This is a genomic window from Streptomyces niveiscabiei (genome assembly GCF_033794345.1).
Classification (GTDB): Bacteria; Actinomycetota; Actinomycetes; order Streptomycetales; family Streptomycetaceae; genus Streptomyces; species Streptomyces niveiscabiei.
This window is the reverse complement of sequence record NZ_JARAYJ010000034.1, coordinates 46,884-60,523: the sequence shown is the minus strand read 5'-3', so window position 1 is coordinate 60,523 and position 13,640 is coordinate 46,884. Positions and strand designations below refer to the sequence as shown.

Below are 13,640 nucleotides of genomic sequence, written 5' to 3'. Positions count from 1 at the left end.
CGGAAAGAAGCCGGTGTCAGTCCAGGATCGACGCGTCGAAGACCGTCTTCGACCATTCCCGGGTGTCGCGGTCCATTTCCCACGCGCGGCGCTCAAGACCCTCGGCCGGAATCGTACGGAAGCTCTTTCCGTTCAAACGGAATTCCGTCGTCCTCGTCTTTCCGTCCTTGTTCCACACGATCTCGGGAATCCAGACACAGTCACAGGTCCGGGTCTCCACGACGAGGTCGATCAGCAAGGACTTTCCGTCGACGAGTTCTTGAGGGAGTTTCGTGGCTCCCGCGAGCGAGACGGTCGCGAAATCGGCGCCGCCGTCGAGATCGGCGCGGGCGACCAGGGGGGTCGGACCGTCTCCGCACCCCCAGGTCTTGAGCCCCACCAAGGTCGCCTGCCCTGCGGTCGGAGCCGGTCGCCGTTCGAGCACCCTGATCCTCAGCTCCTTGATCTGGAGCGGCCGGTCGTCGACGGGCTGGACGTCGATGACGACGTGGGTGGAGGAGGGGTCCCCGGCGGTGTCGGCGCTGATGAACGCCGGGTCGGGACTGCCGTCCCCGAGGACCGGCACGCGGTCGAAGTCGCCCGGCGGCCTCGTCACCACCCACGCCTCCCACGGGCAGAGATACGCGCTCGCCAGGGACCGGATGCCCTGCGTCTGAGCCTCCGGCTGGCCCGCCGGCCTGGGGGACTCGGCGACTCTCGGGGGACGGGAGCCGGAAACGTACAAGGGAGGTTTCTTCTCCTCGAACCGGTCCCCGATCCACGAGAAACCACCGGCAAGCCCGAGCCCGATCAGCGAGACGACGACCGGCGCGACGATCGCCGTGGCGACGAAATGACTGTCCCGCAGATAACGCCGCCAGCCTGTTGGCGGAGAGGGGTTCTCTGACACGAGGGACTCCTGTCGGTCGACGCGACGTCGCACAGGCCGTTCCCCGCCCAAAATACTCGCAGTACATTCACCTGATGAAGCCTGGTGGGCGGAGAAACCTGTTCCTGATCTGTGTTCTCGTCACCGCGTTGATCGCGGGCGGAGCGGTCGTCTGGCAGCGCGAGAGGGAATTACGGGAGACGCGGGACGCATTGAGTCTTTCCCGGTAAGCCCCCGTTGCTCGCTGTGATCGCGATGCTTGTGCTGCGGCCCGCGCGGCCCCCAAGTCCGGGCAGGCGTAAGGCCCCTGGTAGGAACGATCTTGCGACAGACTGTTCTGACCGAGGGGCCTCACGTGCCGACCAGTGTCACATACACCGCCGTTCTCGATGTGAAGCGGTCCACCGCCGAGCACCTGGCCGGCCTCCTGCGCGACCATCGGATCGCGGCGGGGACCCGCAAGGGACGACGCGCGCTGGGCTGCTTCAAGCAGGCCGTGCTCGTGCTGCGCTGGTTCCTCGACGGCACCCGACTGGCCCAACTCGCCCGCGACAACGGCCTGTCGGCCTCCACCTCCTACCGCTATCTCCACGAGGGACTGGCCGTCCTGGCCGCCGGCGCACCGGACCTCGCGACCGCGCTGGAGCGTGCGAAGGCAGCCGGGCTGACTCATTTGAACCTCGACGGCACCGTCATCCGCACCGATCGCGTCGCCGCCCCCGGCCCGGGCGGCGCCGACCTGTGGTGGTCCGGAAAACACAAGCACCATGGCGGGAACGTGCAGGTCATCGCCACCCCGGACGGCTGGCCGATCTGGGTCTCGCCGGTCCGCCCGGGCAGGGAGCACGACACCACCTGCGCCCGCCACCACGGCCTGATCGACGCTCTCAACCAGATCGCGGCCGAGCTGGACATGCCGACCCTGGTCGATCTCGGCTACGAGAACGCCGGTGACGGCTTCCGCCACCCCTTCAAGAAGCCCGCCGGAGGCGAGCTGACCGAGTCCCAGCAGATCTACAACAAGGTCATCCGCGGCATCCATGGTGTCTGCGAGCGCGCCAACTCCCTGCTCAAGACGACCTTCAAGGCCCTGCGCAGGGTCAGCCTCGACCCCGGCCGCATCACGAAGATCGCTGCCGCAGCCCTCGTCCTGCTCCAACTCGAGTACGACCGCACCATCTGAACGATCACACACCGTCGTAATCCATTACTGGGAAAGACTCATTGATGTCCCAGAAACGGAATGTCTCCCGGCTGCTGTCCGTCGAGTCCCGTGACCTGATGGACACGGACCCCGATCTGGCCGCCCTCCTCGCCGTACGGGCGTACCGGACCGCCGCCACCGACGAGGCGGACACCGTCCTGCGCAACGCGGCGGCCCTCCCGCTCAGGCGCCGCCTCGCCGGACACCACGACGCCGTGCTGACCCTGGCGTTCAGCCCCGACGGCGCCACCCTCGCGACCGCCGGGGGCTCCGCCGACGACACGCGTGCGGTGAAGGTCTGGGACACCCGGACCGGACGCCTGCGCGGGAACCTGCCGCACCAGCCCGAGAACCTCGTACGCGCCCTCCGCTTCACCCCCGACGGCGCCACCCTCGTGACCGGCTACGCCGACGGCACCCTGCGCCGGTGGGACACGGCGACCGGCCGCCCCGGCGCGACCTGGGCCTTCCGCGTCCCCCACCCCACCGCCGCGGCCTTCACCCCCGACGCGCGCACCTACGCCGCCGCGGGCGAGGACCGGACCATCCGCCTCTGGGACACCACGACCGGCCGCCTGCGGACGACCCTCACCCACCCCACCGACGACCTCGTCCAGGAACTGCGCTTCAGCCCCGACGGCCGCACCCTCGCCACCACGAGCAACGACTCCCGGACCGTGCGCCTGTGGAGCGACGGCCGCCTCCGCACGACCCTCACCGCGGCCGAGAACGCCGCCACGACAACGGCGTTCAGCCCCGACGGCCGCACCCTCGCCGTCGGCGGCGGGCCCAGGAGCGTCGGCCTGTGGGACACCGCCACCGGACGCCTGCGCACCACCCTGACCGGCGATCAGGCCGACGCCGTGGCGTTCGGTCCGGACGGCCGCACGCTCGCGACCGGCGGCGGCGACCATGCCGTACGGCTCTGGGACGTCGCGAGCCGCACCGTGCGCGCCGCGCATCCCGGCCACGCGGGGCCCGTCTCCGCGCTGGCGTTCGGCCCGGACGGCCGGATTCTCGCGACCGGCGGCGACGACGGGACCGTACGGCTGTGGGAGGTGCCGATCGGGCGGAGCCTCGGTGGCGCCCATGTGCCGGTGACCGCGCTGGAGTTCGGCCCCGGCGGGCGGGCGCTCGCGGTGACGGGTGACGACGGTGTCGTACGGAACTGGGACGTCGTGAGCGGGAAGCGGCTGGGCGGGACGCGGGTCGCGCGGCGGACGGGGGCCGTGGTCAGTGCGGACGGGCGGGCCCGGGCCGTGGTGCGGGACGGGATGGTGCGGCTGGCGAGCGGCGGGCGGACGTACGAGCTGGTCGCGATGATGGCGCTCCCCGACGACGCGCACCCGGTGTTCAGCCCCGACAGCCGCACGCTCGCCGTGAACGACGGCGGGGTCGTGTGGATGTGGGACACGGACACCGGGGAGAAGCAGCTCAGCCGCAACGACGGGCTGGGGACCATCGCCGGGCAGGAGGGGAACATCACCGCGCTCGCCTTCACGCCCGACGGGCACACGCTGCTCACCGCGAGCGACGACCGGGCCGCGCGGGTCTGGGACGTCGCCACCGGGCGGCTGCGTGCCGTGCTCGCCGGACACGACGGGCCGCTCACCGCGATCGCCGCGAGCCGGGACGGGCGGACGGCCGCCACGGCGGACGCCGACGGGACCGTGCGGCTGTGGGGCATCGCCACACCCGCGCCGGACGCGGCGGTGGCGCGGGTCTGCCGGGCCGTGGGGCGTGACTTCAGCACGGAGGAGCGGGCGAAGTACGGCGCGGGCCCGGCGTGTTCCCGGCGGTGAGGCGGCCGGACGGCACCCGTCGGGGTGCACCGCCTAGGATTGGGTCGAACGACCGGATCGCGTAACGGAACGACCGTGGGGATGTGGACCTGATGGCCGAGGCGGGCGCGGCGCTGCGGGCCGTGGCGGGCAATGTGCGGGCCGCCCGTACGCGGGCCGGGCTGTCTCTGGACGAGTTGAGCCGGCGCGCGCAGGTCAGCAAGGGTGCGCTCGTGGCGCTGGAGAAGGCGCAGGGGAACCCGAACCTGGCGACCCTCGTCCGGCTCGCCGACACGCTGGGCATCTCCGTGTCCGCGCTGATGCAGGGGCCCACGGAAGGGCGCGTGCGGATCGTCGCCGCCGAGGACGTCGGCCCGCTGTGGGAGGGGGAGCGGGGCGGTGAGGCGCGGCTGATGCTGACGACGGCCGGGCCCGCGCCGGTCGAGGTGTGGCGGTGGCGGCTGGAGCCGGGGGAGGAGTACGCCAGCAACCCGCACCAGGCCGGGGTCGTGGAGACGGTCAGTGTGCTGACGGGGCGGATGACGCTGGTGGTGGACGGTGTGGAGCATGCGCTGGAGGAGGGGCGGACGGCCACCTTCGACGGGGATGTGCCGCACGCGTACCGGGGGGCGGGGACGCGGACGTGCCGGCTGATCATGACGGTGCACCTGCCGCCGGCCTGACCTCAGGCGCCGACGTACTCCACGGCCGTCCGCCCGGCGTGCGGCGCCAGCAGGCCCTGGAGTTCGTCCGCCGCCAGCTTCACCAGATGCCCGTCCCGGTCGGCGTGCAGCGTCTCCAGGACGAACGCCACCCGCGCCGAGTCCGCCGTGACCCGCGTGCGGTGGGCGTCCCGGTGGTTCCAGTGCCGGGTCAGGACGTCCGTGGTGTCGGCGTAGATCACCTCGCCGGCCCGGGGGGTCTCGACGACGTCCGGCTCCCCGAGGGGCGTGAACGTCTCGGTGCCCCGCGCGTACCGGATCTCGATGTCGCCGGTGACCCGGTCGAGGTCGAAGGCGCCGGCCGGCAGCCCGTGCCGTACCGACACCACGTTGTACGAGTCCACCGCCGGGTTGATCCGGGGCAGCGAACCCTTCTTCGCCATCCGTCGCCCGAGCGCGTCCACGCTCGGGCGGATACGGCGCGGGTTCGTCCCGAAGGAGCGGTACGCCGTGTGCCACGCCTCGATGCGGGGGTCGGTCTCGTCGGCCGGCGTCCAGGCCCCGTCCGCGAGCCGCTGCTCCAGCTCCGCGAGGGCGGCGACGGTGTCGGGCCAGCCCTCGTGACCGCGCAGACCGGAGGCGGTGACGACGGCGACGAGCGTGCCGGGGAACGCCTCGGCGACGGCGGGGCTGAGGTGGAGGGCAGTCATGCGCGGGGTCCGATCCGGTGGGGTGGGGCCAGCCTCGAAGGTCAGTGGAACGACTGAACTGTACAGTGAAACGACCGGCGCGAGTCAATCCTCGGCGCGGGCCCGCCCGTTCCGCCGCCGGTACGTCAGCCGTCGAGCCCGAGCGAGTCCAGCACGGCGACGACCTCGCGCCGGTCCGCCGGGCCCAACTCCCGCAGCGGACGAGGAAGGTTGCGCTCCCGCACGAGCCCGAGGTGGGACGCGGCGGCCGACACCACCCGCAGACTTCCGTGCCGCCGGAACAGCGCCCACAGCGGCTCCAGTCGCCCCGACAGCTCGCCCGCCGGGTCCCGCGCGATCTCCAGCGCCGTACGCGGGAACAGCCCGCCGAGGACTGAATACCACACGTCCGCACCGGAGTTGAGCCCCCGGGCGGCCGTCCAGTCCCCGCTCACCCCGACCGTCACCGACGCGGGCAGCAGTCCCCGCAGCGCCCCGATCCGCTCCCCGGCCCCCTCGCCGGGGATCTTCACCGACCCGACGTTCGGCAACTGCCCGACGCGCCCGTGGAGTTCGTCACCGAACCGGACCCGGGTGGTCGCTGGGTTGTCGTACACGCACAGCGGTACGGACAGTTCGCGCGTGACGTCCTCGTACAGCCCGAACACCTCGTCGTCGGTGAGGGGCTGGTACGTCATCGGCGCGAGCAGCACCGCCGAGGCGCCGGCGTTCTGCGCGTCCTCGGCCAGCGCGAGGACCTGTGCGGTGCGCAGGGCGCCGATGCCGACCATCACGGGGACGCCGTCCGCGGCGTCGACGGCGATCCGCGCGGCGTGGGCGCGCTGTTCGCGCGTGAGGTAGGCGTAGCTCCCCGTCGAGCCGAGTGCGCCGATGGAGTCGACCCCGGCGTCGGCGAGCCGGGCGACCAGCGCGGCGTACGCGGCGGTGTCGATGCCGTCCTCGTCGGTCGGGGTGAGCGGGAAGGCGCTGAGGCCGTGGAACATGGCGGACTCCTCGGAAGGTCAGGTCGACTCGGCGACCACGGCGGCCAGTTCGGCGCTGAACGCCGCGGCCTGCGGTTCGGTGAGCGTGGCGGTGGTGACGCGGATCGCGCCGCGCCGGGAGACGTCGTGGCGGAAGAGGTGACCGGGGCGCACGGCCCAGCCCCGCCGCGCGAGGGCGTCGGCCACCGACCCGTCGTCCACGCCGAGTCCGATCCACACGTTGAGGCCGTCGCTCCCGGGCGGGACATCGATGCCGTGCCCGCGCAGATGCCGTACGAGAAGGGCGGCGCGGTGGGCGTAGCTCTCGCGGGCCCGCTCGTGGAGGTCGTGGACGGCGGGGTCGGCGAGCAGCTCGTGGACCGTGTGCTGGAGCAGCCGGCTCACCCACGTCATCCCCGCGCTGAGCCGCGCCTCCAGCCGCGCCGCGCTCTCGGGGTCGGCCGCGACCAGCGCGAGGCGCAGATCGGGCCCGAGGAACTTGGACACGGACCGCACGAGCGCCCAACGCGCCGTACCCGGCGGGGTGATGCGCAGATACGGGCGCGCCGACACCGCCGAGAAGTGGTCGTCCTCGACGACCAGCACCTGAGGGTGGCCGGCGAGGACGGCGCGCAGCTCGGCCGCCCGGTCCGGAGTGAGGCTCGCGCCGGTCGGGTTGTGCGCGCGGGGCGTGCTGATCACCGCGCGGGCGCCGCTGTCCAGGGCGGCCCGCAGGGCGTCGGGGAGCATCCCGGCCGCGTCGACCGGGACGGGCGCGCTGCGATAGCCGTTCAGCTGGAGCGTGCCGATGCTCGCGAGGAAGCAGGGGTCCTCGACCGCGACCAGGTCGCCGCGCGTGAGATGCGCGTTGAGGAGCCGCTCGGTCGCGTCGACCGCGCCGTGCGTGACCAGCGTCCTGAACGGCTGGTCGACGTCCTCGCCGAAGTCGGCGTCCGCCCAGGCCGCGAGCCGCGGGTCGACGGCGTCCGCCCCGTACAGGTACTGCCCTCTGCGTGCCGCCGCCATGATGTCCGGCAGCAGCTCCGGGTCCGGGTTCCCGCTGGCCAGGTCGACGGCCGCGCCGCCGACGCCCGCGCCCTCCCGCGCGAGCCGCGGCACGGCGGCGACGGCGGTCCCGCCCCGCCCCCGGGTCGTGGCGACCCCCGCCTCGACGAGCCGCCGGTAGGCGAGCGCCACCGTGTTGCGGTTGACGCCCAGTTCCGCGCCGAGCACCCGCACCGGTGGCAGCGGTGTCCCCGGCGGGAGCGCCCCGGACGCGACCTGGTCGCGCACGCTGGTGGCGATCTCCGCCGCCGTCGTCCCCGTGATGGGCACACGATCACCTCCGCCGCCGACCCTAGCAGCTTTGTCCTATGCCAAACGCGGGTCCTCCTTCCGGTGGACCCACCCCCGCCGATCGGGGGGTGAGGAACAGACTTCTGCCGGATGGCAGCCCGGCCGCCCGGCGGAGAAGCTGATGGCATGGAACGACACGAAGAACAGACCAAGCACCGCTCGTGGGCAGGCCGGTGGGAGGGCCTCGTCCTGTGCCTCGCGGCGGGATTCGCGGTTCTGGCCGTAATCAGGCCGGACCTGTACGGTGGCCTGATCGAGGGGGCCGCCGAAACGGTCACCGCACTGGCCCACTGACCCCGCCACCGGTCGCCCTCCGCTCGGGGCGAGCCGTCTCCCTCCCCTCACCCCCCCCGGAAGTCCGCACGCCCGTGATCCCCACCGTCCTGGCCGCCGCGCTGATGGCCCTGATCCGCTCCCTCGCCGCACTCCGCCTCCAGCGCTGGCACCTCGGCGCACCCGCGACCATGGTCCTGGCCGGGGTCCTGGTCGGACTCAGCGTCGAGGACTCCGTCGCCGCCGCGCTCAACACCGAGGTCGCCCAGCACGCCGCCGAGATCATCCTCGCGTTCCTGCTGTTCGTCGACGCCACCGAGATCCGCGGCGGACGCCTCTGGGGCAACTCGCCCCGCCTCGTCGCCCGCGTCCTGCTCATCGCGCTCCCGCTCAGCCTCGGCGTCGCGATGCTGCTCGGCAAACTCGTCTTCCCCGGCCTGGGCTGGGCGCTGATGCTGGTCATCGCCTGCGTCGTCGTCCCCATCGACTTCGCGCCCAGCGAAGGCGTCGTACGCGACGGACGGCTCTCGTCGCGCGTACGCAGCGTGCTGAACGTCGAGAGCGGCTACAACGACGGCATCGTCTCGCCCCTCTTCCTGTTCGCCCTGCTGCTGGCCGGCGGGGACAGCGCCCTGCACACCCCCACCGAGGCGCTGACCAGTGCCGCCGGGCAGGCCGTGAAGGCCGTCATCGCCGGGCTCGTCATCGGCTGCCTCGTCGCCTGGCTCCTGGACCGGGCCGACCGCGTGGACTGGACGACCGCCCAGTCCCGCCGGATCGCCGTCCTGGTCACCCCGCTGATCGCCTACACGGCCGGCGTCGAGATCGGCGGCAACGGCTTCGTCACGTCCTTCGTCTGCGGCATCGCCTTCCGCTACGTCCACCGCGTCCTCGTCGCCCGCCGCCAGGCCCACCGCTCCTCCCTCGGCAGCCACGAGGTCGTCCTCCTGGAGGACGTCACCACCCTCATGACGATGACCATGTGGTTCGTCGTCGGCCTCGCGGCGGTCGTGACGTTCGCGATCGGCGTGAGCTGGCAGGCGGTCCTGTTCTGCCTGGCGGCCCTCACCGTCGTACGGATCGTCCCGGTCCTGGTCGCCCTCGCCGGCTCCCCCCTCGGCCGCAAGGACCGCCTGCTCCTCGGCCTCCTCGGACCCCGGGGCACCACCACGATCGTCTTCGGCCTCATCGCCTACAACAGCCTCCCCGACGGCGTACGCGCCGACACCGTCCTCCAGACGACGGTGCTGTCCGTCCTCGGCAGCGTGCTGCTGCACGGCATGTGCTCGGAGGCGCTGATCAGACGGTCGACGGCCGAGCGGACGCCCGCGCTGATCCGCACCGGCCCGTGACCGCGGCGAGGACGCGGATCAGCGCAGTCCGGCGAAGAGGTCGTTCTCGGGGACGGCCGCGCCGGTGGTGTCCTGGACACGGACGAACGTCTCCATGCCCATCAGCTCCGCGAACCGCTCCTTGCCCATCCTGAGGAAGAAGATGTTCTCGCCCTGACTGGCGTGCGCGGCCAGCGCGTCGAACTTCTGGCCGCTGAAGCCGGTGGTGTCCACCCACGTGGTGATCTCGTCGTCGGGGAGGCCGATCTCGGCCAGCGCGGCGGCCTCGGCGGGGTCGCGCTCCGGCAGGTCCGGCTGGAACTCCCGCATGGCCTCGCCGAACTGCCGCATCATCGAGCGGGGCGCGGTGGTCCAGTACACCTTCGGCGTCAGCGAGGTCATCTCCAGCGCCGCCATCGTGATGCGGTGGGCCTGGATGTGGTCGGGGTGGCCGTAGAAGCCGTTCTCGTCGTAGGTGACGACCACATCGGGGCGGTAGTGCCGCATGAGGTCCGCGAGCCGGGCCGCGCCGTCCCGCACGGGGGTCCGCCAGAAGGAGCCGGGCGCGTCGTTGCCCGGCCAGCCCATCATCCCGGAGTCGGCGTAGTCCAGCGTCTCCAGATCGGCGACCTTCAGGATGTCGCAGCTCGCTTCGAGTTCCCGACGGCGCATCAGGGCCACCGCCGCCGGATCGTGCCCGGGATCGCCGGGCTTGACCCCGCCCGGTCCGTCACCGCAACTGCCGTCGGTACAGGTCACGAGAACCGTGCGGATGCCTTCCGCCGCATACCGCGCGAGAACCCCTCCGGTTCCGGTGGCCTCGTCGTCGGGGTGGGCGTGTACCGCCATGAGCGTCAAGGGCCGGTCAGTCATCGAACAGTCCTCCTGCGGACGTACGTCGTGATCCGGGCGCGCGGACAGCGCACCACGGTCCCGGGCAGGGGGCCTGGCGGGGCGGCCTCGCGATCTCCGGCCCTCGCCCCCTGCTGCCGGGTGTCTCGTCGATGCAACCACGACGACCGGACCGGCTGTTCCCGGGGGACTGTCGAGGACGTCGACCGCATCCACACCCCACCGCGGCACACCCCGCCAAGGCTCACCGCCACCTCGGCGACGCTCTGATCTGCCCGATCGGTCCCGCCCGTTGCCGCCTGCACCGCGGCGGGGACCGTACGGCCTCGGTCTAACGGCCCTGATCGGCGGGGACGGCCGCGTCCAGCCGCACGGCGGAGAGGGTGAAGGGGAGCACCTCGGGCGGGAGGCCGTTGATCCAGCGGCTGTACTGGCTGTTGACGACCAACGCCCGGTCGCGGGCGAGGGAGATGGAGCTGGGGTGGTGGAAGCCGCCGGGGGCGAGAAGCCGGCTCGTGTAGCGGCCTCGGGACAGATCGGGGGACATGGCGATGACGGTCACCTGGGGGGTGAGGCCCGGGGCATCGTTGATATTGCCCTGGACCACGTACAGCAGCCCGTCGCGGAAGGCCAGCCCGTCGCCGTTGGGGAGTTGGTGGCCGCCGAGGTCGACCCGGAGCACCTGCCGCGTGTACCGGTCGATGCGCCACAGCTGTCCGGTGGAGCTGTTGACGGTCAGCAGATGGTCTCCGACGCAGGTGATGCCGTTGAGATTGTGACGACCGTCGATCCACTCGATGGGTGTGGCGGTGACGTCGAGCCAGCGTTCGAGGCGCCAACCGCTGCCGGAATCGGCAAGCCGATAGACGACGGGCCGGAAGGAGTCGGTGGCGTACGCGCCACCGTCCGGCGCGACGGCGATCTCGTTGACGAAACCGCCGTCCACGCCGCGCAGCAGGGCCAGCAGTGCGCCGCGCTCGGTGTCGTACACCCGCAGTGTGCCGGTGTCCGCGCCGCCGACCATGAGCCGTCCGGCGGAGTCGATCGCCATCCCGGACGTGGTGCTGCGGCCATCGGTGCCGTCGGCCGACCACGAGCGCACCGCGGACTCGGTCAGATGGCCCCGGTAGAGGGTGCCGTCCGCGGCGCTGCCGACATAGATGTGGCCGGTGCGCGGGTCATACGCGTGCCCGGTGGGGAAGGCTTGGTCTCCGGGGACGATGTACTCCGCCGGCAGCCGGCCGGTACCGGGCGGCACGCTGCCGCCGGCCTGCGCGGTGGCCGACGTCGGCCGGGTCCAGGCCGCCGTGGCCACCACGGCGGCAGCGCCGGCGGCGGTCAGCATCCTCCGCCGCGACACGGGCTGTTGTCCCATCACATGCTCCATCTCGTCGGGCTCGTCGGGCTCGTCGGGCTTGTCGGGGTCGAGCACAGTCGGGGCCGGCCGGTGCGTGCCGGGCCATGACGGCCCGGCACGCGGCAGGCTCCCGTCGCGGAGAGTTCACCCCGCGTTTCGGGGCTTGGCCGGGCCGGTACCCGCGCCCGTGGCGGTGATCGCGGCGCCGACCTCGTCCAGGTCGGCGGCGGTCAGCTCCAGATCTCCCGCACCGATCCAGCCGTCGATCTGGGCGGCCCTGCGCGCGCCCACGATGGCGCCGCTGATGCCCGGCCAGGCCAGCACCCAGGCGATGGCCACCTCGGCCACGCTCGCCCCGTGGCGCGCGGCGATCGGCTTCAGCGCGTCGGCGAGCCGGAGGTTGGCGGCCAGCCCGGTGGTGAAGTCGGCATGCGCGGACCGCCAGTCGTCGGCGCCCAGCGACGCCGCCCGCTCGGCGGTGAACGCGCCGGTCAGCAGTCCGGACTGCATCGGCGAGTAGGCGATCACGCCGGTGCCGTTGGCGTCCGCCCACGCGACCTCGGCCGCGGCCGACCGGTTGATCGCCGAGAACGGCGGCTGGATCGCGTCCACGTGCGCGATCTTCTCCGCCGCCTCCAACTGCGCCACGTCGTGGTTGGACAGGCCGATCGCACCGACCTTGCCCTCGGCCTTCAGATCGGCCATGACCTGCCAGTACTCCTCCAGCGGCGTGGCGTTGGGCGATACGGCGCCGGAGCCGTCACCGGCGTACTCCAAGGACTCGCCGGTGTCGGGCCAGTGCACCTGGTACAGGTCGATCCGCTCCACGCCCAGCCGCCGCAGCGAGTCCTCCACCTCGCGGCGCACGCCGGCGGGCTTCATGATCCGCCGAGGCGCGGCCGACGGGTTGTCCCGGTCCCACACCAGGCCCGCCTTGGTGAAGACGTACGGCTTCTCGGAAAGATTCGCGATCGCCTTGCCGACCAGTTCCTCCGCGTGGCCGAGGCCGTACACAGCCGCGGTGTCGATCCAGTTCACGCCCGAGGCGATCGCGTGCCGGATCGCGGAGACCGACTCGGCGTCGTCGGTGTCGCCCCAGCTGAACATCCAACCGGACCCGGCCACCACCCAGGATCCGAACCCCACCCGGGTGATCTCCATCCCGGTACGGCCCAGCGGTTGCTTGGCGAGCATGGCTCTCTCTTTCCACGGCGATAGACGGCGGTGCGAGGGTCCCCGGCACACCGGACGGCTTCCGGTCGGACCCGCCGCGCACCACTGTCGGCCGGGCCGCGCGAGCCTTGCCAGGGCAGGTCCATCCTGGGGAAAAGCTCCCCACCCTGACGGGGTGGCGGCCCGCCCATAATGGGCGGTGTGGATCGACGGACAGAGTTGAGCATGTTCCTGCGTTCACGGCGGGACCGGGTGACGCCGCAGGAGGTCGGACTGGCCACGCACGGCCGGCGCCGGGTGCCGGGGCTGCGCAGGGAGGAACTCGCCCAGCTCGCGGGGGTGAGCATCGATCACTACGTACGGCTGGAGCAGGGACGTAATCCTCACGTGTCCGAGCAGGTGCTCGACGCGATAGCCCGGGCCCTGCGGCTCAGTGCCGACGAGACCCGCCACCTGCGCAACCTCGCCCGTCCCGAGTCCAGCCGCTCCCAGCAGGAGCCGGTGGCCGACGTGCGTGCCTCGTTGCGGATGCTGCTGGACACCCTCGCGGGACCGGCCTACATCGTGGGACCGCGCGCGGAGTTCCTCGCCTGGAACGACCTCGCCAGGGGCGTGTTCGCCGACTTCTCCACGCTGCCGGCGGCCGAACGCAACGCCGCCCGGCTGGTCTTCCTCGACCAGACCTTCCGTGAACTGTTCGGGCAGAGCCTGCCGCGCAAGTGCGCCGACACCGTCGCCTACCTGCGCCTGAACGCCGGTCGGTACGCCGACGACCCGCAACTCATCGAGCTCATCGGCACGTTGTCCATGCGCAGCCAGGAGTTCCGCCGGCTGTGGGCGCAGCAGGACGTCAACGACAAGTCGCACGGCCGCTACCGGCTCGACCACCCGCTGGTAGGACCGCTCGACCTGCACTACGAGGCCGTGGACGTGGCCGGGACGGGCAACTGGAAGCTGATCGCCTACTCGGCCCAGCCCGGCACCCCGTCGGCCGACGCGCTGCGGCTGATCGGCAGCTGGATCTCCAGCTGATCCGTCTCGCCCACCCGGGCCGGGCGAGATCCCGCGTTCCGGGCGTACGCGACGAAGGCGGCCCGGCAACGACGGCGGG

The 13,640-nt window shown here is 72.4% G+C and carries 13 protein-coding genes; 6 read left to right on the top strand and 7 right to left on the bottom strand.

Translation table 11 applies throughout. From position 1 onward, the window contains the following. Positions 1-16 precede the first annotated feature (16 nt). The gene (locus tag PV682_RS34185; RefSeq protein WP_319735640.1) at positions 17-889 is read right to left on the bottom strand and encodes a hypothetical protein; all 873 of its coding nucleotides are present in this window, start codon (positions 887-889) and stop codon (positions 17-19) included. A 334-nt stretch (positions 890-1,223) separates the two neighbouring features. Here PV682_RS34185 and PV682_RS34180 point away from each other — a divergent pair, with 334 nt between their 5' ends. The 3 genes from PV682_RS34180 (at position 1,224) to PV682_RS34170 (ending at position 4,536) form a co-directional block, all read left to right on the top strand. After that, positions 1,224-2,051 carry an HARBI1 family protein gene (locus PV682_RS34180; RefSeq protein WP_319735639.1) on the top strand — a complete coding sequence of 276 codons (828 nt, stop codon included), beginning with the start codon at positions 1,224-1,226 and terminating at the stop codon, positions 2,049-2,051. Positions 2,052-2,095: 44 nt separating this feature from the next. After that, positions 2,096-3,874: a WD40 repeat domain-containing protein gene (locus PV682_RS34175; protein WP_319735638.1), complete on the top strand. Its 1,779-nt coding sequence runs from the start codon at positions 2,096-2,098 to the stop codon at positions 3,872-3,874. A gap of 92 nt (positions 3,875-3,966) precedes the next feature. Further along, entirely contained in the window at positions 3,967-4,536 is a 570-nt protein-coding gene (locus tag PV682_RS34170) for a helix-turn-helix domain-containing protein (protein WP_319735668.1), read from the top strand. A 2-nt stretch (positions 4,537-4,538) separates the two neighbouring features. Here PV682_RS34170 and PV682_RS34165 read toward each other — a convergent pair whose 3' ends face one another. From PV682_RS34165 to PV682_RS34155, 3 genes are all read right to left on the bottom strand, one after another. Continuing rightward, positions 4,539-5,225, bottom strand: coding sequence for a B3/B4 domain-containing protein (locus PV682_RS34165; protein WP_319735637.1), 687 nt, complete (start codon positions 5,223-5,225; stop codon positions 4,539-4,541). A 125-nt stretch (positions 5,226-5,350) separates the two neighbouring features. After that, positions 5,351-6,208 carry a dihydrodipicolinate synthase family protein gene (locus PV682_RS34160; protein WP_319735636.1) on the bottom strand — a complete coding sequence of 286 codons (858 nt, stop codon included), beginning with the start codon at positions 6,206-6,208 and terminating at the stop codon, positions 5,351-5,353. An 18-nt stretch (positions 6,209-6,226) separates the two neighbouring features. Then, a complete protein-coding gene (locus PV682_RS34155; RefSeq protein WP_319735635.1) occupies positions 6,227-7,522 on the bottom strand; it encodes an aminotransferase class I/II-fold pyridoxal phosphate-dependent enzyme in 1,296 nt (431 codons plus the stop codon). A 147-nt stretch (positions 7,523-7,669) separates the two neighbouring features. Here PV682_RS34155 and PV682_RS34150 point away from each other — a divergent pair, with 147 nt between their 5' ends. Continuing rightward, positions 7,670-7,837 (top strand): hypothetical protein, encoded by a 168-nt coding sequence (locus PV682_RS34150; protein WP_159052224.1) that lies wholly within the window; start codon positions 7,670-7,672, stop codon positions 7,835-7,837. A gap of 74 nt (positions 7,838-7,911) precedes the next feature. Continuing rightward, positions 7,912-9,168, top strand: a complete 1,257-nt coding sequence (locus PV682_RS34145; protein WP_319735634.1) for a cation:proton antiporter domain-containing protein — start codon at positions 7,912-7,914, stop codon at positions 9,166-9,168. Between the two features lie 18 nt (positions 9,169-9,186). On the opposite strand, the gene PV682_RS34140 is transcribed toward PV682_RS34145, so the two are convergent. From PV682_RS34140 to PV682_RS34130, 3 genes are all read right to left on the bottom strand, one after another. Continuing rightward, positions 9,187-10,020, bottom strand: a complete 834-nt coding sequence (locus PV682_RS34140) for a PIG-L family deacetylase (RefSeq protein ID WP_319735633.1) — start codon at positions 10,018-10,020, stop codon at positions 9,187-9,189. Positions 10,021-10,330: 310 nt separating this feature from the next. Then, on the bottom strand, positions 10,331-11,374 hold the full coding sequence (locus tag PV682_RS34135) for an SMP-30/gluconolactonase/LRE family protein (RefSeq protein ID WP_319735632.1): 1,044 nt from the start codon (positions 11,372-11,374) through the stop codon (positions 10,331-10,333). 126 nt (positions 11,375-11,500) lie between these two features. Next, positions 11,501-12,550: an aldo/keto reductase gene (locus PV682_RS34130; protein ID WP_319735631.1), complete on the bottom strand. Its 1,050-nt coding sequence runs from the start codon at positions 12,548-12,550 to the stop codon at positions 11,501-11,503. 171 nt (positions 12,551-12,721) lie between these two features. On the opposite strand from PV682_RS34130, the gene PV682_RS34125 reads away from it, so the two are divergent. Further along, positions 12,722-13,561: a helix-turn-helix transcriptional regulator gene (locus PV682_RS34125; protein WP_319735630.1), complete on the top strand. Its 840-nt coding sequence runs from the start codon at positions 12,722-12,724 to the stop codon at positions 13,559-13,561. Positions 13,562-13,640 lie beyond the last annotated feature (79 nt).